Source organism: Traorella sp. mt218 (assembly GCF_055420025.1).
In genome coordinates, this window is record NZ_JBVAYM010000007.1 from 38,765 (window position 1) to 61,353 (window position 22,589).

A 22,589-nucleotide genomic window follows, 5' to 3' on the forward strand; every position below is an offset into this window, starting at 1 on the left:
CTACGCATCGGCTTTTATTTGCGACATGATCCCATCAACGATCGCATGACATAACAACGCCTGTGTATTCTCTCCAGTCAGATATGACACATCATCGGCATTTGATAAAAAGCCCATTTCAACGATAACACATGGAAGCGTATTATACGTCAAAAGATGAAACTGTCCAGTCTTGACGCCACGACTGACAAGTGCCGGACTGAGCGTTTCCAGCTGGGCATTAATTGCTTCGGCAAGCGCTAAAGAATCACTTTGTGACAGATTGACATAAATCTCACTTCCCTTTACATTTTCCGGATCTTCCTCCGAAATATTACAATGAAGCGAAACCATCAGCTGCGCCTGTGCAGCGGCAGCTATATCCAGCCTTGCCTGTAAATCTTCCACATTGTCATCAGGCCAGCTGATCTCATCACTATCCCGGGTCAGGACGACATGGATTCCATTTTCCTCAAGCAAATCTCTTACATTCATTGAAATTTCAAGATTCAGCTCTTTCTCTACGACACCATTCTCAGAGCTGCTTCCATTGTCATAACCGCCATGACCCGGATCGATGACAACGACCGGACGATCGTCCTGAGGCTCATAGGTATTGACATTTTCGGAAGCATTTCCCTCCTGAAAAACAGGGACATCCGGCATCATAAAGGAAAATAAAACAAGGATCAGCAGGCATATAAAACCAATAGAAGCTGATAAGATCAGATTTTGTTGTGTTCTTTTTTTCAATTTCTTCACCATTCTTATTCTACCACATTCACTTAAGAATTATTTAAGAAAAATCCTGATTTTTTTAAATCAGGATTTCTGAATAAATTCTAACAGCTGTTTTGCACCTTCCTGAATGCCACTGCGATCTTCCTTTGAGAATCCTAAATGCGTAAAAATCTCACCTACGAAAATATTATTTTTATATAAGCATTCAAATACTTCATCGATCAATGGCTGACAGATTTCCTGTTTCTGCATCGGACCGAATGGGTTTGCGAAATACGTTCTTGACAGACCGACTTCTTGTGTCGTACCTAAGGCCATACGCTGTCCCTGAATACAGATCTTTTTAATTTCCTCTGGATCATCAATACGGCGCAGTCCCAGCTCCTTGTCATAGTTGTTGGCATAAGCAAATAAATCAATCTTATGATTATGTGCTACGATATCATAGCTTGCAGCCGGTGTGATGACACGGGCATTTGAGCTGTCCGGATTTAAGAATACCGAACGATCCATATCACGATAAGGGGTACCTTTATCCAAATCATCCAAGCGGATAAACGCACCGATCTCTGTTCCCTGACCATAAGGAATGCCATCTTCAATGTGGATCGTACCCATATCGTCAAATACTACTTCGATGTTGCTGATGACTTCATCACCTAATGAACGCAGCGCTTCGATCGATTCGCTCTTTCCTGCTCCGGAATCTCCCATCAGCATGATTCCTTTTTTCTTGCCGTCACGCAGCGTAACATTAACAAAAGCACCATGGATCGGCAGCCAGCCTCTTTGCATCATCGCCAGATTATGAAGCGTCAGACTCATCTTCTTGATATATCCGAAATATTCGATCTTCTGTGAATATGAAACCGAACCGATCCAGATATCATTCTTTTCATCATGATGGAAGGTCGTTTCATTCAAACCGTCCTGATTACCAAACAGCACGATACAATCCGGTTTATGCGTACATTCTTCAGCTGTCGCAATTTCAAACAGATTCGCAAGCGAAACACCGCTGCACATAAAATCACGATGGAAATAAACAAAGCATAAAAGACGTCCGATCTTGATCGGCATACAGAACCATTCTTTCGGTGTTCCCTTAAAAACAGCGATCGGATTGTCGGCTCTTTCCGTAAACATCCCTTCACGCTTGTTGCTTCTTGTCGTCAGCATCAATGGTGTTCTTAACATGATGCTGTCGATCATCGGTATCCGCTTTAAGCACTCATATTCCTCCGGAAGACGTGTATGCGGGATCCTTACTGCCGCAGCAGCATTTGTTCCGGACTGCAATTGACGATAGATCTTATTTTTTCTGCCCTGGACCTTTTCTTCGATATGACGATAGGTATCCCGTATCAGACGGTTAAAATTAGAATCATTCGTAATATAGTTTACAGCTGTTGACGTTTGTCCGTTTCCGATATATGTGATGGAAAAACGCTGATGATGCTTCCAAAAATCATAAAATTCCTCAATAAATTCAAGCAGCTGATCTTTATCATTCAAATAATAGTTGTCAATTTCATTACACTCAAAAACACTCATCAGACGAAAGCATCTTGTAATTTCAACCTTCGCTTCCCGAACGGTCTTGCCATTCAAGATCCAGTTATACAGATCTCTGTTCGTTTCCTTTAAGCTTTCAATGAAAATCTCCGTTATATTGCGAAATTCCGGTGAATTTAAAAGCTCAGCCGTACTTCTTACATAAGAAGCACTGAAATTCAGAATAGCCACCTGTTCATTCATGTAAATTGATTCTTTCATGTAAACCTCCTATTTCTTGAATCGTTCCAATAATTCCTCAACGCTCATTTCCTCTTTCAAAGAAGTTGCACGTGTCGTACACTCAACAATCCTTTCACCTGCCCTGCGTCCGATCGTAATGCGATAAGGCAGACCAATCAGATCCATATCCTTGAATTTGACACCGGCACGCTCATCCCGGTCATCCAGCAAAACATCATAACCCATCTTCTGAAGCTTGTCATAAAGCTCAAGCGACAACTCTTTCTGGGCCTCATCCTTATTGCTGACAAGCACGATACCAATTTCAAAAGGAGCAATGCTTTCAGGCCAGATGATACCATTTTCATCGTTGTGCTGCTCAACGACAGCTGCCAGGCATCTGCCCAGCCCGATGCCGTAACAGCCCATCTGTACCGGATGCAGCTGATTGTTCGCATCAAGATAATTCAAGCCCATGGTTTTTGAATACTTATCGCCAAGCTTAAAAGTATTGCCAATTTCGATTCCCTTCGTAAAAGACAGCTTCTTTCCGCAGCACGGACAGACATCGTTTTCTGTGATCACAGAGATATCACCGATAAGATCTGCCTTGAAATCCTTCAAATTCACATTTTTTAAATGCGTATCCGTCTTATTGGCCCCACAGATGAAATTTTTCATTTTGGTCACTTCCTGATCCATGACGATCTTTACGTTTTCCAAGCCGACAGGACCGGCAAAGCCCACAGCGGCATGAGTCAGCATTTTCACATCCTCAAAAGACGCCATTTCCATTTCACTCGCATGCAGCAGCTTCAAGGCCTTTGTTTCATTCAGTTCACGGTTTCCCTTCAACAAGAATGCCACAAACTCATCAGAAACCTTATAAAGAAGCGTCTTCACAAAGCGGTTGGCATCTGTATTCATAAATGCCGCAACTTCATCGATCGTCTTCGCATTCGGGGTCGATACCTCTTCCATCACACCCTCTTCTTCATCAGATACGCTTTCTGAAACGACTATCGGTGCAACCTCCAGATTACTTGAAAAATCACAGGAATCGCACTGTACGATCACATCTTCACCGATATCACAGGTCGCCTGGAATTCTTCACTTAAAAGACCTCCCATCACGCCCAGATCGGCATTAACGATCTTATAAGTAAGATCCATGCGATCAAAGATACGCTTATAAGCCTCAAACATTTTCTGGTAAGAAACTTCCAAGCCATCTAAATCGGTATCAAAAGAATAAGCATCCTTCATGATAAATTCGCGCACACGTATGAGTCCGTAACGCGGACGTGTTTCATCACGAAACTTTGTCTGAATCTGATATAAATTATATGGGAAATCCTTATAAGAAGAACCATCCATGCTTGCCGCAACGGTAAAAAGCTCTTCATGGGTAGGACCTAAGACATAATTTTTCTGATAGCGGTCTTTCAAAGAAAACATATTGCTGCCGAAATTCTCACGGCGACCGCTTTTTTCATAAACCTCTTCCATGATCAGCGTCGGCATCAAAAGCTCCTGGGCACCTGTCGCATTCATTTCCTCACGGATGATATTTTCAATCTTATTTAAAACAAGCTTGCCCATTGGCATGATCATATAAATACCATTACTTGTTTTCTTGATCATTCCGGCTCTCACCAGAAGATTTCCACTTACACTTTCTTCATCTTTCGCATTTTCTCTTAATGTATAAAAGAAGCTTTCACTTAATTTCATATCCTTCTCCTTAATATATGTGTCGATCCGATTTATCAACGATCTTACGGATCATATCATTTTCTTTCACTTCAAAATCAATTCTTGTTTTCAATAGCTGCATCGGCTTATTCGCTACATCCACTTCAATTCCATTTTCATCAAAGCAGGGATTTAAGATCATAAGGCGTGTATAATCCGGTCCGAAGACCTCAACAGGTATCTTCATCTCAAAATGATTCTTTACCTGAATCAAAGCCATATGCGTTGTTTTATCATATTCCAGGATCAAAGCGATATATTCTTGGGTCACACCCGCTCCATTGACACCATACAGCTGGTCAGATGCCTTTGGCAAGCCTTCATAGAAACCGTTGGCCGTCGGCCGGTTTTCACTTCTTGAAAGCTCATCCAGAATCATCTTCATTTTCTCATCATCCAAACTCTGTTCATAAACGGCATCGATCAACATGCGATAGGCACGAACGACCGTTGCCAGATAATAAGGCGATTTCATGCGTCCTTCAATCTTTAAAGAAGCAATATTCGCATCGATCAGATCCGGAATATAAGAAGCCGCCATCAGATCCTTGCTGCTCATGGAAAATAAATGCTTTTCATCATGAATGAACTGATCTTTTTCCAACAACCGATATTTCCATCGGCAGCTTTGGGCACATCCGCCACGATTGGCATCACGTGTGGTCATATGATTGGAAAGCGTACAACGTCCGGAATAAGAAATACACATACCGCCATGAATAAATACTTCAAGTGGCAGTGAGGCATGCTTTGCTACGCTTTTGATCTGATCAAGACTGCACTCTCTTGCCAATACGACACGATCGGCCTGCTCACTTTTCCAAAAATCAACAGCTTTGGAATTGGTCGTTGAATGCTGGGTACTGATATGGACCTCCAGCTTCTTCGCAACCCTCTTAGCGCAGCGTACCACGCTCAAAGAAGCACAGATGATGGCATGGACACCGATCCTTTCCAAGGCCATTAAATATTGTTCCAACTCCTCTAAATCATCTTCATGAGGAATGATATTGACCGTCACATGCACATGCGCACCATGTGCCTTCGCAAACCTGACGCCCTCTTCAATGGCCTCTAAATCAAAATTAGAAGCACGAGAACGCAAGGAGAACTGCTTTCCGCCAATATATACCGCATCTGCACCATACAGCACGGCAATCTTCAATCGTTCAAGATCTCCTGCCGGAGCAAGCAATTCAATCTTTTTCATTGCCCCGCCTCCTTGACAAGAGTTGTCTTTTTATACATAAACCCTTCACTGAAAGCATATTCAGGATAGGCCTGCCGATAATGCTGATAACAAGCTTCACCATCGATCTCACCCGAAAGGATGTGATGAATATCATGGGCGGCCTGAAAGATCATCTCTTCATCCAAATGAATTCCCTCAATTCTGAAATCACAGTTTTCCAATTCCTTAAGCTTAGAAAACATACAAAAAACGGTTCCGCTTAAAATAAATGTGCCAGTTTCATCCTGAAAGATCGGCATTTTCTCATCACGCGTTTCTTCCATCAGATAAAGATCCTTAGAAGCACTGCGATCCTCTAAACCGCAAAACTCAAAATAACTCGATAAAAGCTTACGCCTGGAATGCATCATTACATTATAGCCAAACACGCTGACTTCACAGCCCTGGCAGCGGCTCAAAATATGTTTCATATCATCAAGCGTGATTTCTCTTGCCAATACCACACGATCGATCCCCAAGCGAAGATATTCATTGGCATCCTGGCTGCTGGCAATCAAGGTCGTCGGCTGATAGATCAACATATCTTCCATCTTCATTTCTTTGGCCATCCAATAGACACCCATATCCGCAAAATAAATACGATCGATCTTGTTATCTTTACAAAAAAGCAACGCATCCTGAAATCGACCAAGATCGTCTTCCATGACAAAATTCAACATATTGACACCCACTTCTAATCCTAAATCATGGGCCTGCTTTACTATTTCTTTCAAATCTTCCATCCTGTACACCCTTGCGGGCCTTGCCGATACATGGGGCAATGAAACGATGATCCGGTCGATCCCACATGCAGCATAACGATCAAGATGATTGATTTCAAGACAGTCGCTGATCAATTTCATTCTACTCGCTCCTTCCGATTGTATTATTATACTGTTTTTAGGCAAAATTGTATAGAAGGTTTCCTAAATTTTGTGTACAATATTGTTAGAGGTGGTATCATGAAATTTAAATATGAAGACGAATATCTAGCCGAATGTAAACAAATCGAAGAAAATGAATGTTGCCCCTACTGTGGCCGTAAGGCACTCATCCACTGTACCGATGACGATTATTTTTTTGCCTGTAAAGCCTGCGGACATCGTTTTGAATTTGACGGCGAATATGCGGAGGAGTTGGCATACTACTTAGCCAGCAGGCAATAATGAGTACGATCCAGCAATGGGATCAGGCAGCAAATAGCTACCTTGACAGTCAGGAATCAAGCAATCACGCCAAAAAGAACCGAGAAATCGTCATGAAGCGCTTCAGTGATCTAAAAAATAAAAAAGTTTTAGATCTTGGCTGTGGTTATGGATGGTATACCCACTACTTCAGTAGCATTCATGCCGATGTGATCGGGGTTGACGGTTCCTCATCGATGATCAAGCTTGCGAAAGAAAAATATCCTTCTCTTCAATTTGATGTATATGATATTGAGCAGCCGCTTCCCTATCCGGATAACAGCTTTGATCTGGTTTTCTGTAATCAGGTCCTTATGGATGTCAAAAATATTACTTCTGTCATACAAGAAGTTCAACGTATCACAAAAGACAAGGGGCTTTTATATCTTTCCATCACTCATCCGGCCTTTTATGATGGTGAATGGCTCTGTGATGAAAATGGATATAAATCAGCAAAGGTAATGGAAAACTATTTATCAGAAATTAACTATGATAATGAATTCTGGGGCAAGACCAAACATTATCATCGTCCTCTTTCCACATACCTCAATCTTTTGAGCGACCATCATTTCCGACTTAATCACATGGAAGAACCTCGTATTTATGATAATACGAAACAATCCTCTGAAATACCTTTATTTATTATGATGGAATTTGAGAAATTATAGTAAAAATCCTTGATCAAAAGGATTTTTTTCATATTTATTCTTAAATCAAAGACCAAATATAGATTTCAATAATTATATGCAAGTCTTCTTATAGTAAAACAGAACAAATAATATTATAATGTTCTATAAAGGATTTTTATATGAAAAAATATACCGAAATCAATTCAAAAACGATCGATAAATGGTGTGAAGATGGCTGGGAATGGGGCAAGCCTATCAGCCATGAAACCTATCAAAAAGCTTTACATGGCGAATGGAATGTATTATTAACACCTACAAGATTTGTACCTCATGAGTGGTTTGGCCATCTGAAAGGTAAAAAAGTATTAGGACTGGCAAGCGGGGGCGGCCAGCAGATGCCAATCTTTCAGGCACTTGGGGCCCACTGCACCGTTTTGGATTATTCCAAGAAGCAATGTGAAAGCGAAAGATTTGTTGCCCAAAGAGAAGGTTATATGATTGATATCTTATGTAAAGATATGACTGAGAAATTTCCCTTCGAAGATGAAACTTTTGATCTTATTTTCCATCCTGTATCGAACTGTTATGTTGAAAATGTACGACCTATTTTCAAGGAATGCTATCGAGTCTTAAAAAAGGGTGGCAGTTTTCTTGGAGGCTATGACATCGGTATCAACTATATTTTTGATGATGAAGAAAAAACGATTGCCTATGCCCTGCCTTTCAATCCTTTAAAAGATAAAAAGCTCTATGATGACACCCTAAAAAATGACTGGGGCCTTCAATTCTCACATACGCTTGAAGAACAGATCGGCGGACAGCTTCAAGCCGGTTTTCAATTATGTGATCTCTATGAAGACACCAACGGTGAAGGCAATCTGCACGATCATCATATTCCTACCTTTATCGCAACACGCTGTATTAAAAAGTGAACCCTCATCAAAGAAGGTTCACTTTTATTATGCCAGATATTTCTTTACAGGTTGAGGTTGACAATCGTGATATTCAATTTTGACCGTCTCGATGATTTCATCATCTTTAGGACGTTTGATGACCACATTTTCTTCCTCACAAGGTACATCGATAAGCTGTGAATGTTCGATACGTCGAATTTCTTCAAAACCACTGATCACTTTACCAATCATCGCAAACTTCTGATTCAAATGCGCTACATGATCAGAAAGGGTGATAAAGAAACAGCTGGGAACCGATATCTTATCACCATCTCCCGCCAGTCCTACACAATAGGCATCAAATTTGTGTCTTTCATCGTGAAATTCACCATCACAGACATATTGATAAAATTCACCTTTCGTTGTTTCATCACACCATGGCTGAAGTACAAAGCCGGGCACCACACGTTCAATGGGCATCTTATCAAAAGCATGATGTTCGATTGCCTCCATCAGACCACTGATCGAATTCGGAGCATGTTCATAAAACAGTTCAATTTTAATTTCCTGATGATTATTCATCACGATAGTCATTACCGGATTCATTAGTTTTTCAAGCTCTGCATCGGTGCAGGAATCTTGCCTCCGCGATCAATCATGACCTGACAACTGCCTTCATTGACCTTCATGATCGGCCCGCTTCCTAAAAGACCTCCAAATTCAAGTTCTTCACCGGCAGCCTTGCCAATGGCCGGAATCAGACGTACTGCTGTTGTCTTGGAATTCACCATACCGATGGCAGCTTCATCTGCAATGATACCGCTGATCGTAGAAGCTGGTGTATCCCCCGGAACAACGATCATATCCAATCCTACGCTGCATACTGCTGTCATTGCTTCCAGTTTTTCAAGCGTTAAAGCACCACTGCGGGCAGCCTTGATCATACCGGCATCTTCACTGACCGGAATAAAAGCACCTGATAAACCACCTACACTGCTGCTGGCCATCACACCGCCTTTTTTAACGGCATCATTCAGCATCGCCAAACAAGCCGTCGTACCATGTACACCACAGCTGGAAAGACCCATTTCCTCTAAGATATATGCAACCGAATCCCCCACAGCCGGTGTTGGTGCCAATGACAAGTCAACGATGCCAAACGGTACATGCAGGCGGCGACTTGCTTCACTGCCCACCAATTGACCCATACGCGTGATCTTAAAAGCTGTTTTCTTGACGATATCGGCAATTTCATTCATCGGCAGATCTTTCGGTGCCTTGGCCAACGCACTGCGCACCACACCCGGTCCGCTGACACCTACATTGATGACGCAATCTCCTTCACCTACACCATGAAAGGCTCCTGCCATGAACGGATTATCCTCTGGAGCATTACAGAAGACAACCAGCTTCGCAGCCCCGATACAATCTTTTTCCTTTGTCATTTCAGCGGCTTCCACGATCTTTTCACCCATCAGCTTGACCGCATCCATATTGATACCGGCCTTCGTGCTTCCGATATTCACCGAGGAACAAACATGATCCGTCATCGCCAACGCTCTGGGAATCGAATCGATCAATTCTAAATCACCTGCACTAAAGCCCTTTTGAACCAAAGCACTATAACCGCCAATAAAGTTTACCTCTAGTTCATTGGCACACTTTTCAAGCGTTAAGGCATACTTTACCGGATCGCCCCCACTGACACCTGCCAGAATCGCAATCGGCGTCACAGAGATACGCTTGTTGATGATAGGAATTCCATATTCCTTCTCAATATCACAGCCAACAGCGACAAGATCCTTCGCCAATCGTGTAATTTTCTGATAAATCTTTTCACATGAACGATCGATATCGCTATCCGCACAATCAATCAATGAAATACCCATCGTAATCGTACGGACATCCAGATCCTCTTCATCGATCATCTTGATCGTTTCTAATATTTCACTTGCATTCAACATAACTCACCTATATCTTATGCATCGAATTGAAGATATCCTCATGCATCACATGAATCTTCAACTGATTTTCCTCTCCAAATTGACTCATATGGTCAACAAAATCCTTAAAGTCCACATTAATCTTGCGAATATCAATCATCATGATCATGACAAACATATCCTGCATGATATTCTGACTCACTTCAAGAATATTGGCATTTACCTTGGCACATTCACCCGATACCTTCGCTAAGATGCCTCGGTTATCCTTGCCCAAAACACTGATAACAGCTTTCATATTTTTTTCACCTCGGTATATATCATACACATTTTTTACTTATTTTTCTATCCTTTCTGTCAGAATTATTGTAAAATAAAAACGGTGATTTTATGATAAAAGCAGTCTTATTTGACTTTGATGGTGTCATCTGTGACACTGAACCTCAATTTTTCAAGAGATAAATTAAAAAAGATGAATGAAATGGGATTCCCGGTAACCCGTGAATTTCTTTTAAAAAGAATCGGCGAAAGCTTCCGAGTCATGTTTCCTCGTGAATTTAAGGTCAAAGATCCTGAAAAATACATCAATGAATATTATTCAGGTGTCGGACACTCCATTACCGATTATAAAAAGCTGATGTTTCCGGAACTCACCGATCTTTTGGAATACTGTACCAGGAAACATCTTATCTGCGCCATTACCTCAAATTCCAAACATGAACGTCTTGAAGCAGCACTTAAAGAGATGGAAATCGATAAATACTTCTATCGTGTCTATTCCAATGAAAGCTTAGGGGTCGCTAAACCAAATCCACTATTTTATACCAAAGTCCTTGAGGACCTGCACCTGTCTTGCGAAGAAGCAGTCGTGATCGAAGATTCTGTTCATGGCATTGCTGCCGCAAAAGATGCCGGTATCTATACGATCGCTAAAAAAGAAAACTATTTCCATATCGATCAATCATATGCCGATACCCAGATCGATCAGTTGACAGAAGTCATTGACATCATTGAAAAAAAGAACCAGTCAAAATAAAGCACCAAGGATCAGATCCTTGGTGCTAAATATTTATTCTACTGTAAATAATATTTGGGATATCAAAACTATTTCAGATGTTTTGGTTTTATTGATTATTTTTTTATCAGGAACTACCACAATAACACTAGGATCAAAACCTTTCGCTAGTATCATCTCATAATCTGCTTCAATGATGCATTCCCCAGCCTTGACTGTTTTACCAATTCCGTTCATTCTTTTAAAGGGTAAGCCATTCAATTCAACGGTGTCCAATCCTATATGTACCAAAATCTGAATATCTGTAACTCCTTTTATAATAAAAGCATGATTTGTCGGAAATATTGATTCAATGATACCATCAATCGGCGAACATATTTTCTTGTCAGCAGGTAAAATTGCCAAACCATCCCCAATCATTTTTTCAGAAAATACAGGATCTCTAATATTTTCTATCTGAACAACTTTTCCTATTACAGGTGCATATACATTCATAAATTCCTCAGCTATTTGATTTTATCCTTATCACCGGTACCTAGTAAAACCGGAATGAGAAAACCACCAGCTGCTGCAACTAGCATAGTAATAATAAATGGCAATACTTTACCCATATATGCTGGAAAACCTAAAACAGGACTTACAAGAGCTGTTGTTTGTGTTCCTAGAACCATACTTATTGCTCCATATAAACCACCAACAATTACTAAAGATAATAATCCCTTCTTATGATTCATGATAATACCATATAAAGCAGGTTCAGTTATACCTAAAACTGCTGAAACAAAACTAACAGTTATCCCATACGATTTTTCTTTCTTATCTGTGGATTTAAATGCAATTGCCAATGCAATAAAGCCAACCATAACACTGTTGATTGAAAGAATCGGATAGATAACATCATATCCTAAATTTGCAAAATTTGTCATAGCGAAAACAACAGGGATCATATGACAACCAAACATAACAAGGAAAGAACCAGTAGCTCCTAAAAGTAAGCCTGCCACAACTGGAATATTAGTGTATATCCATGTAAATACGATACCAAAGCCATCATTTAGGAAAGATCCTAATGGTGCTAATATACCTAGACATACCGGTAAAGATAATAGAATTGTTAATGTTGGTGCAATTGAGGTTTTCAAACTATCCGGCATATATTTATAAATAATTTTTTCAACGATCCAAACGCCGAAAATTGCAGCAATCATCGGAAAAATCGTAGAAGTATAAGTGACAGCTCGAATAGGCAAACCGAAAAGAGAATAATAACTTTTCCCTGCTTCTGTTACTCCTGTAATCATTTCCGTATATGATGGATTAATCATAATAAAAGCCATTAAAGCTGTTAAATACTGATTACACCCAAGATATTTTGCGCCACTAAAAGCTATATAAACAGGATAATAATACAAACAGGTATCGCCAACGACATTCAACAACTGATAAGTCGTTCCAGTCGTATCAATCAAATTAGCACTTGCTAATAAAGTGACAATTGCTTTTATAAGTCCACTAGCAATCAAAGCAGGTATGATTGGTGTAAAAACACTGGAAACAAAATTTAAAATGAGATCCAATGGACTTCGTTTTGATTTTGGTTTACTATCTACAGCAGTATTCTCAGGAATATCATGAAACAATTTATCAAATTCACGATAAGTTTTATCTAATTCAGAAAATAAGATGATCTGACAAATATTACCGGACATCGTTATACCCTTTACTTTATCAAGACCTTTAATTTCCTCTATATTTACCAATGATTTATCATTGACTTCAATACGCAAGCGTGTCATACAGCTCATATAAGAAATGATGTTTTCAGAACCACCGACATTTTTTAAAATCAGCTTTGCAAGCTGTGCATGAGTTAATTTTTCTTCCATTTTACTATCTCCTTATAAATATACAACACTAAAATATCCATCTTCTACAGTTTCTCTAATAGTACCAATACGATTTAAATCGCCTATTACTGTAGTAAAAGGTGCGATACCATAATAATCTTCCAAATGCTCATCATTACTTTTAAATCCCACTGCTAAAATAACATCATCATATGAAAGATTACTTTCCTTATCGAAATGATTAACAACTATTTCATTCTCACCAATTTCCTTGCATGTCGTATTCAATAAAATTTTTATATTTGGATGATTTCGAATCAGCATAACAATTTGCGGTACTGGTGTACCTCCTAAATCAACAACTTTCGTATTTGCACAAAGTTTAGAACCCATTTCAATCAAGGTTACATCTTTTCCTCTTTCTGCTAATGTATAAGCTAATTCACAGGCTGTTTGTCCACCGCCAATAATACTGACTCTATGACCAAATTTATCTAATTTTTTAAAACTATCTACTGCTTGAGTAACATGTTTATTATTCCAACCTTTGATATTAGGCTTAATAGGACTTGCTCCCATTGCTAAGATCAATACGTCAGGACTCTCATTTAAAACTGTTAACGGATTAGCAAGTGTATTTAAACGAACATCTACATTCGTTTTTTCAACCTGCTTAATCAAATAATTCTTATAGGCTTTTAAATCGATCTTATGTTCATCATAATCTGCACAGACACATTGTCCTCCTAAAACTTTTTCTTTTTCAAATAATACAACTTCATGACCTCTTTGACGTGCCGTAACAGCCGCTTTCATACCAGCAGGACCACCACCAACAATTACTATCTTTTTTTTGTTATCTGCTATAGGTAGCGGTTCTTTTACAAGACTTTGATCATCACCATCACATTTTAAATTGACACGACAGCGTTTACAGCCAGACTCACATCTTAAACAAGGAACTATATCTTCACTTCGACACTCAAAAGCTTTTTTCAACCACAATGGATCCGCATTTGTTGCCCGTCCGATTGTAACCATATCAGCATATCCATTGGCTAACGCAAATTCAGCTTCTTCCGGTGTCATAACGGCTCCATTGAGTGACACAGGAATATCAAGATTCTCTTTTATGATTTTGCATGCATCCAAATTAATCATATGAGGCTGATATGTATATACAATATAGCCACTTGTCCCCTCGTTATATAAACCTCTTTTCACCGTTACCATATCAACATATTCTGATGCCTTTTTTAAAAAGGTAATCGTATCTTCGAGATTAATGCCGCCATCAGGTACATCTTCCCATGAAATACTCATGTCTATAGGAAAATCTTTTCCAACCACTTCTCTGACTCCTTTAAGAATCATTAATGGAAATTTCATACGATTTTCAATGTGACCACCAAACTCATCGTTTCTTGTATTAATTTTTGACGATAAAAACTGTGAAGGTAGCCATCCGTGAGCCATATGTATGAAAAGCATATCAAAACCTAACCGCTTACCTTTTATAGCCGCTTCCTGATACTGCCCGACAATTTCTTCCATTCCAGCAATATCTAAAGCTCTCACCTCTACCCCATCATCTCTACGATATGAAACAGGACCGATGGCAAAATCATTTATCTCAACATATGAATACATTCCATAATGAGCAAGTTCTAAAGATGCTTTTTGACCATTTCGATGAATCATCATCAAATCTTTTGTTATTTTAGCAATTGATGCTTCATCTTCGAAAATATATTTACCGGGAACAATTCGACATTTTTTACTATTTAGGCTTCCACTTGTCCCTCTTATTTGCATAGCATATCCGGCTGTAGCCTTTTCTTTATAATTCATGACAGGGGCAAGAATTACCCTATTTCTTAATACCATTTTATTTATTTTGATAGGACTGAATAACATTGGATATAATGGATGCTTATACATTTAATCTCTCCTTTCCATATTTTTCCACATTCTTTCAAATTCTATTTTTTCACCTCCATTTGTTAAATGATATCGCTTGGGCCCTTTAGATATCATCAAAATCTATCATAAAATCAATCGATTTTATTTAGCTATCTTACTGATTCGTGTTAAATGAATAATCAGATAACAAATCTCAGAATCATTGATTTCAACGTCATATTCACTAGCGACTTGATGCATGATACTTTTCATTTTTTGATATACATCTCGATATCTATGTTTTATGTAATTTCCAAGATCATTTTCAATCTTCTGGTTTGTCAAAATTCTTTCAACAGCATATCTGACATGAATCAAAAAACGCTGATGATTAAGAGAATTTCGATCATTTTCAATATCAAATGCTTCATAAATATCATTGATAATTTTTTCAATCATGGACTGACGCAGCCTAGAATATTCTATTTTTTCTCCTTTGAGAGCCGCATGAATATGCAATGCAACAATACCGATTTCATCTTCAGGTAAATCTACTTTATATTCATCATTAATACGATGAATCAAATGACTAGCGTATTTATATTCATCACGATATAAAAATTTAAGATCATCATTAGCAGGATTAGAAAAATCAAGACCTTCTTCGTGTCTTTTAAGAGCAAAAGCTATATGATCTGCCAATGTTACATGAATACTTTCGTTAAGTTCTATTTTCATCTGCTCAATGATAAAAGTTATTTCTTCTTCAACAATTGCAATTAATTTATGATCTACTTCAAATAATATTTGTTGAAAACCTTTTTTATTTTTTTCTTCACTTAAAATAAAACGTTTTACGATATGATTAAAGTCAGTAAATTCCTGATCACATTGCACATCATATCCAATTCCATTGCCAGTAAAAATAAATTCTCTTTCACATTCATCTTTCACTAAAATCACATTGTTATTAAGCTTTTTGCTAATAAAATATTTCATGGTTCCTCCTTGTATAAATAAAAGAAAGGCGCTACAAAAAACATTTATTGTTTTTTGTAACGCCTCTAATGAGTAACGCTATTTACATTTATATATTATCATTAAACAAGAAGATTTGCAATAACAATTTATTCCATAAAATCAATTAAAATACTATTCAGTATGGCCCATCCCTCACACGTACATCGAAGATGACCATTCATGATCTCTAAATGATTGCTCCTGACATGCTTTTCGATCGCTTCATGAAAGACTTTCCTTAAATCTTCATGAAAAACAAGATTGAACCTTTCTAAAGAAACCCCTTGCTTCATCCTTAATCCCATCATGATCATTTCAAACATCTCATCTGCCTTAGTAAGCTTTGTTTCTTCTCGCTTTAATGTACCCTTTATATAATCATTCAAACGAAACGGCCAATGATAATAAATATGCTCTTCCTTGCCATAAGCACCTGCACCGATTCCAATAAAATCATCATATTTCCAATAGGCACTATTATGGCGGCTATATCTTCCATAACGACAAAAATTAGAAATTTCATACTGTTCAAAACCAAATGATTCTAAAACACGGATACCTTCAAAATACATCTTCTCATCCAATTCATCACTCACCTTTTCAATCTTTTTTCTTCCAAAAGCACTATTTTCTTCAATTGTAAGTGAATAAATGGATACATGTGAGATTTTTTTATTTGAAGCAATCTGTTCCAGATCCGCTAACCAGATATCAAGACTTTGCGTCGGAAGTCCATAGATCATATCCACACTGATATTTTCAATCCCACATGCATAGATCTCATCGATCTTAGAAAAAATATCTGAAGCGCTGTGATGACGTTCAATGATCTGAATCAGATGATCATTAAGTGACTGAACTCCCAGTGAAATGCGATTGACACCGTGCTGTTTCAAAAGCATGATTTTATCTTTTGTAAGATTTTCGATGTTGGCTTCGATCGTATATTCGACAGGCTTAAAACAATCACAGGCAGATAAAAGGATCTCTAATTCATCATATGACAATGAGGTGGGCGTTCCCCCACCGATATATAAGGTTTGGATCGGTTCATCCTTTCTGTCTTGAATGTCTTTAATGATCACATCCAGCCATCTTGATGTTAAAAGAGGATGCTTCTTACATCTTTCAAAATCACAATAGGCACAGATCGAATCACAGAAAGGAACATGGATATACATGGCATTACTCATATTGACACTCCCTAAAACATGCATCGACAAATTTCGCATTGCTCAACAAAGAACCGCTGGCATTGATAGCCAAACGAAGATTTTTTTCCACACGACTGCTCGTCGTACGATGTTTCTTTGCTATTGTATCATAGACATCCTTCATGCGAAAGCTGGCATGTTCATTTTCAATATAATATAAGATAGCGCTTTGTAAATAATCAAAGCCCTTGAGATGGGCGGACACACCTCTTTTTAAACATATCTTTTCAATTCTCTCATAGACGGACAGCTTCATCTTATCATGATCATTCATCATACGTAATAAAAGGAGATACAAGCCTTCATCCGTGATCTGGTAATCACACTGATAATCCAGATGAAATTTTAAGATGCTTTCGATCAGATCGTCTGTATATTCATTTAAGACACAGATACTTTTTATATTTAATTTCATACATATCTTTTCAAAAGACTCTAAGCGAGGACATTCATCATGATTCAGATCATAGATCATGACATCGATCTTCAGATCCCTGATTTCCTCCATACGCTCCATTGATAACTCATAAATCAACAGTTCATGATCAAAACTATATAAATTCCATATTTTTTGAATCAACATCTCATTTTTCACATCATACCCAATTTTTATCATAATACTCCTTTATAAACATGCTTCTTTCCGATCTTATGGCAGCCAAGAATTCCTAAATCACACATTCTTGACAAATGTAAGCGTGCTGTTTCATAGCTGACATGCAGCTTGTTTTGATAAGTTTCGATATCAAAATAGGTCTGTGCTTCATGTTCATAGAAAATTTGCTGTTTTTTTGTAAGAAAGCTCATCTTATGCTCATAGTTTATCACTTTCATCAAAGAATGGTGCTCCAAATGCTCAAGCCATTCTAAAAAGGATTTCGTGATATCTTCTTCAAAACTATAAATATAATCAAAAGTTTGAAGATATTTTTCAGATAAATGATATCGTTGCAGGCATTTCAAGCATTTATCAGGTTCATTTCTTAACATGAAGATCTGGATCATGGGATGTAAGAAATCATCGTGATGCTTCATATGCCGATGCATCAGCTCTTCGATTTTGGCCGTTAAGACAATGGAGATCCTTTGTCCGTGAAAATTAAAATAAATGCGAAACTGATTACGATATTTCTCTATTTCATCGAGGATCAAATGACTTCCCGCCACATCAAAATCATTTCTGATTTCTTCAATAGAAGCATAATACTCGTCGGTATATTTCTGTATGAGTTTCATATAAAAATTTTATCATATTTAAAGAGCATTTGAAGATTTTCGACATTTTATTACAAAAAAAGGGATCTTTGTCCCTTTTATTCATCATCAACCGAAAGAATTGCCATGAAAGCTTCCTGTGGCACTTCTACCGAACCTACCTGCTTCATACGCTTCTTTCCTTCTTTTTGTTTTTCCAAAAGCTTTTTCTTACGGGTAATATCCCCACCGTAACATTTTGCCAAGACATTTTTACGTAATGCCGAGATATTCGTACGGGCAATGATCTTACCGTTCAGGGCTGCCTGTATCGGAATTTCAAACTGCTGACGTGGAATCAGCTTACGAAGCTTTTCGCATAAAGCCTTGCCGCGATTATATGCAAAATCCTTATGGACGATACTGCTTAATGCATCGACTACTTCTCCATTTAATAAGATATCCATCTTGGCCAATTTGCTGACGCGATAGCCGCTGAGCTCATAGTCAAAGGAAGCATAACCTCTTGATACGGATTTTAAACGGTCAAAGAAATCATAAACGATTTCTCCCAAAGGCAGCTGGTATATGATCGATACCCGGCTGTCATCCAAATAGATCATATCTTCATAGATACCTCGTTTATTCTGAGCAACTTCCATGACAGCTCCGATATATTCCTTTGGACACATGATCGTGGCCTTTACGAAAGGTTCTTCGATACTTTCGATTCGTTGAACTTCCGGAAGCTGTGAAGGATTATCAATATGTATCTGCGTACCATCTGTCAGATTGACATGGTAAACAACGCTGGGTGCCGTAGCTATGATATCAATATTAAATTCTCTTTCGATACGCTCCTGGATGACATCCATGTGCAAAAGGCCTAAAAAGCCGCAGCGAAATCCAAAGCCTAGGGCCTGTGAGGTTTCAGCCTCAAACTGCAAGGAAGCATCATTAAGCTGTAATTTCTCCAAAGCATCACGTAAATCATTATAGCGATTGCTTTCTACCGGATATAAGCCACAGTAAACCATCGGATTCAACTCACGGTATCCTGCTAGCGGCTCAATGGCCGGGGCATCTTTTAATGTGATCGTATCACCGACACGTACATCCTTGATATTTTTTATGGAAGCTGCGATCCAGCCAACCTCTCCGCATACCAGACAATCCTTTTTGATTTCTTTAGGTGTGCGAATGCCGCATTCCAGCACTTCATATTCAGCACCGGTTGCCATGAACTTCATCGTATCGCCGACCTTGATCATACCTTCCTTGATACAAACCTGTACGATGACACCTCGGTAAGCATCATAAGCACTATCAAATACGAGTGCTTTTAAACGGTTATGACGATCCCCCTTAGGCGGTGGCACAAGCTTTACGATCTGTTCCAGCACCTCATGTACATTCAAACCGCTTTTAGCGCTGATCAACGGAGCATTGTGGGCATCCAGTCCGATCACATTTTCAATTTCTTCGATCACACGTTCAGGATCCGCACTCGGCAAATCGATCTTATTGATGACCGGCAGGATCTCGAGATCATTATCTAATGCCAGATAAACATTGGCCAGCGTCTGTGCTTCAATTCCCTGTGCCGCATCAACGACCAGCACAGCCCCCTCACAGGCAGCCAGTGAACGAGATACCTCATAAGTAAAATCGACATGTCCGGGCGTATCAATCAAATGAAAGGTATAGGTTTCGCCATCATCTGCCTTATAATTCAGCGTAACGGCATTTAATTTGATCGTAATACCTCTTTCCCTTTCAAGATCCATTGTATCGAGCAGCTGATCCTTCATTTCACGAAGAGCCACTGTATCTGTCATTTCAAGTATGCGATCCGCAAGTGTAGATTTTCCATGGTCAATATGAGCAATAATAGAAAAATTACGAATTTTACTCTGATCCATTCAATCCCTCCAATTCACTCACCTATTATAAAGAAAACAAAAGAAATAAGCAATAAAAAAGAGATTTGAGTTGGTACCAAATCTCCCCTTTCACAAAATAGTAAACATTGACAGACATTTCAGACATTTTATTTCGATTCGTTTATAATACTTCTATACATCAAAGATATTCATTAGACAAGCTGCATGCATGAACGATAATGTCTAGATATTCTTGCATTATTTTTTTATTATTTATAAAAAAAGCCAGAATTACTTCTGACTTTCATGCATACGATCGATCAGCTCCTGATTAGCTTTTTGAATATCTTCAAGCGTAAGATTTTTAGCGCCGCTGGCAAAATTATGACCACCACCGCCAAAATGAGCTGCAATATCATTTAAAACCGTTCTTTTCGATCTGAAGGAAGCCGCATAGTTTCCTTCCGGCTGTTCGGTATATAAAACATAAGATTCGATCTCATCGACATTGGCCATGACATTGACCTTCTCTTTTGCTTTTTCGTATGTTATGCCATATTTTTCATATTCAGCTTTATTGACAACGATATAAGCAAGTGAATCCTTATAGATCACTTTGCTGCGAAGATAATTTTCAAACCCATATTCCTTCAGATTGATCGAAAACATCTTTAAGTTGCACTTTTGAATATCCACTCCGAAGCTGACCAGATATGAAGCAGCTTTTAATGAGCGCTCGCTGACCGTCGGTATTGAAAATTTCTGTGAATCTGTCAACAGTCCGCAATACAGATAAGTCGCTGTTTCTAATGTCAGTGTTTCATGATGATCCATGAACATCTGGGCAATCACTTCACAGGCGGCACATGTCGTATCATCGACGATATTCAGATCACCGTAGCTATCAACCACAGGATGATGATCGATCTTGATGACCTTTGCACATTGATCCCAGCCTTCACCATCGATCCTTTCACGATTTGACGTATCACAAATGATGGCCAGTGCTTTTGAAAAATCAATGCTTTCCTGATCACAATCCGGGAAAAAAGAATTTGGTGTATCTTTGCCGATCGCAACTACTTTTTTATCCGGCCATTTATTTTTGATCCAGCTTTTCATGCCAAACTGGCTTCCTTTGGCATCCCCATCCGGCAAGATATGGCGATAGATGCAGATCGTATCAAACTGTTCAATAAGCTCTATGATTTGATCCAGCATATTAAAATCCTAAGATACGGTATGTATCTCTTGCAATCACAAGCTCTTCGTTTGTCGGAACGACATAAACGTCAACCTTGCTGTCATCGTTGCTGATCTTTGCTTCTTTGCCATGAATCTGATCATTCAGCTCGGAATTGATGCTTAAGCCAAGTCCTTCCTTCAGTGCATCTAAGATCAAACCTCTGAGATGGGAATCATTTTCACCTAAACCGGCAGTAAAGGAAATCGCATCCACATGTCCTAACTGCATCACATAACCACCGATCACATTGATGACACGGTTTACATACAGCTTCAGTGTCAAAATCGCTCTTTCATTTCCTTCATGATATGCCTTTTCAATATCGCGGGCATCACTGGAAATACCGCTGATACCTAACATACCCGATTTCTTATTGAAGGCCGTATCCAGCTCATCCGGCGTCATGCCTGCCTGACGTGCCATATAAACACCTACGGCCGGGTCGATATCACCACAGCGTGTACCCATCATGATACCTCCAAGTGGTGTAAGACCCATGGAAGTATTCACGCAGACACCACCATCAACAGCACTGATTGACGCACCATTTCCTAAATGGCAGGTAATGATCTTCGTATCTTTGATATCCTTGCCCATCAGCTCGGCAGTACGCTGCGAAATATACTGGTGGCTCGTTCCATGCGCTCCGTATTTTCTTACCTTGTAATCCGTGTACCATTCATATGGCAGTGGATATAAGAAGCTTTCCGGCTTCATCGTCTGATGGAAAGCCGTATCAAACACAAAGACGTGAGAGATTTGTGGCAATGCTGCCTTAAACGCACGATATCCGATCAAATGAGCCGGATTGTGAAGCGGTGCCAAAGGTGCCAGTTCTTCAACCTTATTGACAACATCCTCATCAACCAAAGCACTTCCCTTAAAATAGTCACCACCCTGGACGATACGATGTCCTGCACCCTTGATCTCATCCAGACTTTCTACGACCTTGTAATCCACAAGAGCCTTTAAAAGCAGATCAACTGCAACCGCATGATCCGGAATCGGAAGATTCTGCACATGCTTTTCCCCATTGACCTTGATCGTAAAGATACCTTCTTCTAATCCGATCCTCTCGGCATTGCCGCTTGTCAGAACTGTTTCTGAAGGCATGTCGAAGAGCTGAAACTTTAAGCTTGAGCTTCCTGCATTCACTGAAATAATTTTTGTCATGTC

Annotated in this window: 22 protein-coding genes; 4 read left to right on the forward strand and 18 right to left on the reverse strand. The window is 39.1% G+C overall.

What is annotated here, in order from left to right:
• The 5 genes from ACZYT3_RS05020 to ACZYT3_RS05040 form a co-directional block, all read right to left on the reverse strand.
• Positions 1 to 732 carry an N-acetylmuramoyl-L-alanine amidase family protein gene (locus ACZYT3_RS05020; protein ID WP_464087901.1) on the reverse strand — a complete coding sequence of 244 codons (732 nt, stop codon included), beginning with the start codon at positions 730 to 732 and terminating at the stop codon, positions 1 to 3.
• A 69-nt stretch (positions 733 to 801) separates the two neighbouring features.
• Positions 802 to 2,496 (reverse strand): phosphoenolpyruvate carboxykinase (ATP), encoded by a 1,695-nt coding sequence (locus ACZYT3_RS05025; protein WP_294561640.1) that lies wholly within the window; start codon positions 2,494 to 2,496, stop codon positions 802 to 804.
• Positions 2,497 to 2,505: 9 nt separating this feature from the next.
• On the reverse strand, positions 2,506 to 4,191 hold the full coding sequence (locus tag ACZYT3_RS05030; protein ID WP_464087902.1) for a proline--tRNA ligase: 1,686 nt from the start codon (positions 4,189 to 4,191) through the stop codon (positions 2,506 to 2,508).
• Between the two features lie 10 nt (positions 4,192 to 4,201).
• The gene (locus ACZYT3_RS05035; protein ID WP_464087903.1) at positions 4,202 to 5,422 is read right to left on the reverse strand and encodes a peptidase U32 family protein; all 1,221 of its coding nucleotides are present in this window, start codon (positions 5,420 to 5,422) and stop codon (positions 4,202 to 4,204) included.
• Positions 5,419 to 6,306 (reverse strand): peptidase U32 family protein, encoded by an 888-nt coding sequence (locus tag ACZYT3_RS05040; RefSeq protein ID WP_294561643.1) that lies wholly within the window; start codon positions 6,304 to 6,306, stop codon positions 5,419 to 5,421. Before ACZYT3_RS05040 ends, ACZYT3_RS05035 begins: the two co-directional genes overlap by 4 nt.
• Before the next feature lie 72 nt (positions 6,307 to 6,378).
• Here ACZYT3_RS05040 and ACZYT3_RS05045 point away from each other — a divergent pair, with 72 nt between their 5' ends.
• The 3 genes from ACZYT3_RS05045 (at position 6,379) to ACZYT3_RS05055 (ending at position 8,188) form a co-directional block, all read left to right on the forward strand.
• Positions 6,379 to 6,609, forward strand: coding sequence for a hypothetical protein (locus ACZYT3_RS05045; protein ID WP_464087904.1), 231 nt, complete (start codon positions 6,379 to 6,381; stop codon positions 6,607 to 6,609).
• The gene (locus tag ACZYT3_RS05050; RefSeq protein WP_464087905.1) at positions 6,609 to 7,295 is read left to right on the forward strand and encodes a class I SAM-dependent methyltransferase; all 687 of its coding nucleotides are present in this window, start codon (positions 6,609 to 6,611) and stop codon (positions 7,293 to 7,295) included. The genes ACZYT3_RS05045 and ACZYT3_RS05050 overlap by 1 nt, the downstream gene beginning before the upstream one ends.
• 140 nt (positions 7,296 to 7,435) lie before the next feature.
• A complete protein-coding gene (locus ACZYT3_RS05055; protein ID WP_464087906.1) occupies positions 7,436 to 8,188 on the forward strand; it encodes a class I SAM-dependent methyltransferase in 753 nt (250 codons plus the stop codon).
• A gap of 27 nt (positions 8,189 to 8,215) precedes the next feature.
• Here the strand turns inward: ACZYT3_RS05055 and ACZYT3_RS05060 are convergent, their stop codons facing one another.
• From ACZYT3_RS05060 to ACZYT3_RS05070, 3 genes are read right to left on the reverse strand one after another with little or no spacing between them, the layout of a single operon-like run.
• Positions 8,216 to 8,755: a peptidylprolyl isomerase gene (locus tag ACZYT3_RS05060; protein WP_464087907.1), complete on the reverse strand. Its 540-nt coding sequence runs from the start codon at positions 8,753 to 8,755 to the stop codon at positions 8,216 to 8,218.
• A complete protein-coding gene (locus tag ACZYT3_RS05065) occupies positions 8,755 to 10,113 on the reverse strand; it encodes a DUF711 family protein (RefSeq protein ID WP_464087908.1) in 1,359 nt (452 codons plus the stop codon). Before ACZYT3_RS05065 ends, ACZYT3_RS05060 begins: the two co-directional genes overlap by 1 nt.
• Positions 10,114 to 10,120: 7 nt before the next feature.
• Positions 10,121 to 10,390: an ACT domain-containing protein gene (locus tag ACZYT3_RS05070; protein ID WP_294561649.1), complete on the reverse strand. Its 270-nt coding sequence runs from the start codon at positions 10,388 to 10,390 to the stop codon at positions 10,121 to 10,123.
• A gap of 174 nt (positions 10,391 to 10,564) precedes the next feature.
• Between ACZYT3_RS05070 and ACZYT3_RS05075 the strand changes: the two genes are divergently transcribed.
• Positions 10,565 to 11,128, forward strand: coding sequence for an HAD family hydrolase (locus ACZYT3_RS05075; protein ID WP_464087909.1), 564 nt, complete (start codon positions 10,565 to 10,567; stop codon positions 11,126 to 11,128).
• A 33-nt stretch (positions 11,129 to 11,161) separates the two neighbouring features.
• Here ACZYT3_RS05075 and ACZYT3_RS05080 read toward each other — a convergent pair whose 3' ends face one another.
• From ACZYT3_RS05080 to ACZYT3_RS05125, 10 genes are all read right to left on the reverse strand, one after another.
• A complete protein-coding gene (locus ACZYT3_RS05080) occupies positions 11,162 to 11,602 on the reverse strand; it encodes a PTS sugar transporter subunit IIA (protein WP_464087910.1) in 441 nt (146 codons plus the stop codon).
• A gap of 11 nt (positions 11,603 to 11,613) precedes the next feature.
• The gene (locus ACZYT3_RS05085; protein ID WP_464087911.1) at positions 11,614 to 12,993 is read right to left on the reverse strand and encodes a PTS transporter subunit EIIC; all 1,380 of its coding nucleotides are present in this window, start codon (positions 12,991 to 12,993) and stop codon (positions 11,614 to 11,616) included.
• Between the two features lie 12 nt (positions 12,994 to 13,005).
• Positions 13,006 to 14,895, reverse strand: a complete 1,890-nt coding sequence (locus ACZYT3_RS05090) for an oxidoreductase (protein WP_464087912.1) — start codon at positions 14,893 to 14,895, stop codon at positions 13,006 to 13,008.
• A gap of 123 nt (positions 14,896 to 15,018) precedes the next feature.
• A complete protein-coding gene (locus ACZYT3_RS05095; protein WP_464087913.1) occupies positions 15,019 to 15,855 on the reverse strand; it encodes a PRD domain-containing protein in 837 nt (278 codons plus the stop codon).
• Positions 15,856 to 15,983: 128 nt separating this feature from the next.
• Complete coding sequence (gene hemW / locus ACZYT3_RS05100) at positions 15,984 to 17,069, reverse strand: radical SAM family heme chaperone HemW (protein WP_464087914.1); 1,086 nt, start codon at positions 17,067 to 17,069, stop codon at positions 15,984 to 15,986.
• Positions 17,062 to 17,706 (reverse strand): sporulation initiation factor Spo0A C-terminal domain-containing protein, encoded by a 645-nt coding sequence (locus tag ACZYT3_RS05105; RefSeq protein ID WP_464087915.1) that lies wholly within the window; start codon positions 17,704 to 17,706, stop codon positions 17,062 to 17,064. The genes hemW and ACZYT3_RS05105 overlap by 8 nt, the downstream gene beginning before the upstream one ends.
• Positions 17,703 to 18,326 carry a hypothetical protein gene (locus ACZYT3_RS05110; protein WP_464087916.1) on the reverse strand — a complete coding sequence of 208 codons (624 nt, stop codon included), beginning with the start codon at positions 18,324 to 18,326 and terminating at the stop codon, positions 17,703 to 17,705. Before ACZYT3_RS05110 ends, ACZYT3_RS05105 begins: the two co-directional genes overlap by 4 nt.
• Before the next feature lie 77 nt (positions 18,327 to 18,403).
• Positions 18,404 to 20,206, reverse strand: a complete 1,803-nt coding sequence (gene lepA / locus ACZYT3_RS05115; RefSeq protein WP_464087917.1) for a translation elongation factor 4 — start codon at positions 20,204 to 20,206, stop codon at positions 18,404 to 18,406.
• 252 nt (positions 20,207 to 20,458) lie between these two features.
• Positions 20,459 to 21,388: a DHH family phosphoesterase gene (locus ACZYT3_RS05120; RefSeq protein ID WP_464087918.1), complete on the reverse strand. Its 930-nt coding sequence runs from the start codon at positions 21,386 to 21,388 to the stop codon at positions 20,459 to 20,461.
• A gap of 1 nt (position 21,389) precedes the next feature.
• On the reverse strand, positions 21,390 to 22,586 hold the full coding sequence (locus ACZYT3_RS05125) for an acetate kinase (protein ID WP_294561656.1): 1,197 nt from the start codon (positions 22,584 to 22,586) through the stop codon (positions 21,390 to 21,392).
• Positions 22,587 to 22,589 lie beyond the last annotated feature (3 nt).

Excerpts from the sequence above, each read along its gene's own strand:
- ACZYT3_RS05025 (WP_294561640.1), bottom strand. The coding sequence starts at position 2,496 with ATGAAAGAATCAATTTACATGAATGAACAGGTGGCTATTCTGAATTTC.
- ACZYT3_RS05030 (WP_464087902.1), bottom strand. The coding sequence starts at position 4,191 with ATGAAATTAAGTGAAAGCTTCTTTTATACATTAAGAGAAAATGCGAAA.
- ACZYT3_RS05035 (WP_464087903.1), bottom strand. The coding sequence starts at position 5,422 with ATGAAAAAGATTGAATTGCTTGCTCCGGCAGGAGATCTTGAACGATTG.
- ACZYT3_RS05040 (WP_294561643.1), bottom strand. The coding sequence starts at position 6,306 with ATGAAATTGATCAGCGACTGTCTTGAAATCAATCATCTTGATCGTTAT.
- ACZYT3_RS05050 (WP_464087905.1), top strand. The coding sequence starts at position 6,609 with ATGAGTACGATCCAGCAATGGGATCAGGCAGCAAATAGCTACCTTGAC.
- ACZYT3_RS05055 (WP_464087906.1), top strand. The coding sequence starts at position 7,436 with ATGAAAAAATATACCGAAATCAATTCAAAAACGATCGATAAATGGTGT.
- ACZYT3_RS05060 (WP_464087907.1), bottom strand. The coding sequence starts at position 8,755 with ATGAATCCGGTAATGACTATCGTGATGAATAATCATCAGGAAATTAAA.
- ACZYT3_RS05065 (WP_464087908.1), bottom strand. The coding sequence starts at position 10,113 with ATGTTGAATGCAAGTGAAATATTAGAAACGATCAAGATGATCGATGAA.
- ACZYT3_RS05070 (WP_294561649.1), bottom strand. The coding sequence starts at position 10,390 with ATGAAAGCTGTTATCAGTGTTTTGGGCAAGGATAACCGAGGCATCTTA.
- ACZYT3_RS05075 (WP_464087909.1), top strand. The coding sequence starts at position 10,565 with ATGAATGAAATGGGATTCCCGGTAACCCGTGAATTTCTTTTAAAAAGA.
- ACZYT3_RS05080 (WP_464087910.1), bottom strand. The coding sequence starts at position 11,602 with ATGAATGTATATGCACCTGTAATAGGAAAAGTTGTTCAGATAGAAAAT.
- ACZYT3_RS05085 (WP_464087911.1), bottom strand. The coding sequence starts at position 12,993 with ATGGAAGAAAAATTAACTCATGCACAGCTTGCAAAGCTGATTTTAAAA.
- ACZYT3_RS05090 (WP_464087912.1), bottom strand. The coding sequence starts at position 14,895 with ATGTATAAGCATCCATTATATCCAATGTTATTCAGTCCTATCAAAATA.
- ACZYT3_RS05095 (WP_464087913.1), bottom strand. The coding sequence starts at position 15,855 with ATGAAATATTTTATTAGCAAAAAGCTTAATAACAATGTGATTTTAGTG.
- hemW (WP_464087914.1), bottom strand. The coding sequence starts at position 17,069 with ATGAGTAATGCCATGTATATCCATGTTCCTTTCTGTGATTCGATCTGT.
- ACZYT3_RS05105 (WP_464087915.1), bottom strand. The coding sequence starts at position 17,706 with ATGATAAAAATTGGGTATGATGTGAAAAATGAGATGTTGATTCAAAAA.
- ACZYT3_RS05110 (WP_464087916.1), bottom strand. The coding sequence starts at position 18,326 with ATGAAACTCATACAGAAATATACCGACGAGTATTATGCTTCTATTGAA.
- lepA (WP_464087917.1), bottom strand. The coding sequence starts at position 20,206 with ATGGATCAGAGTAAAATTCGTAATTTTTCTATTATTGCTCATATTGAC.
- ACZYT3_RS05120 (WP_464087918.1), bottom strand. The coding sequence starts at position 21,388 with ATGCTGGATCAAATCATAGAGCTTATTGAACAGTTTGATACGATCTGC.
- ACZYT3_RS05125 (WP_294561656.1), bottom strand. The coding sequence starts at position 22,586 with ATGACAAAAATTATTTCAGTGAATGCAGGAAGCTCAAGCTTAAAGTTT.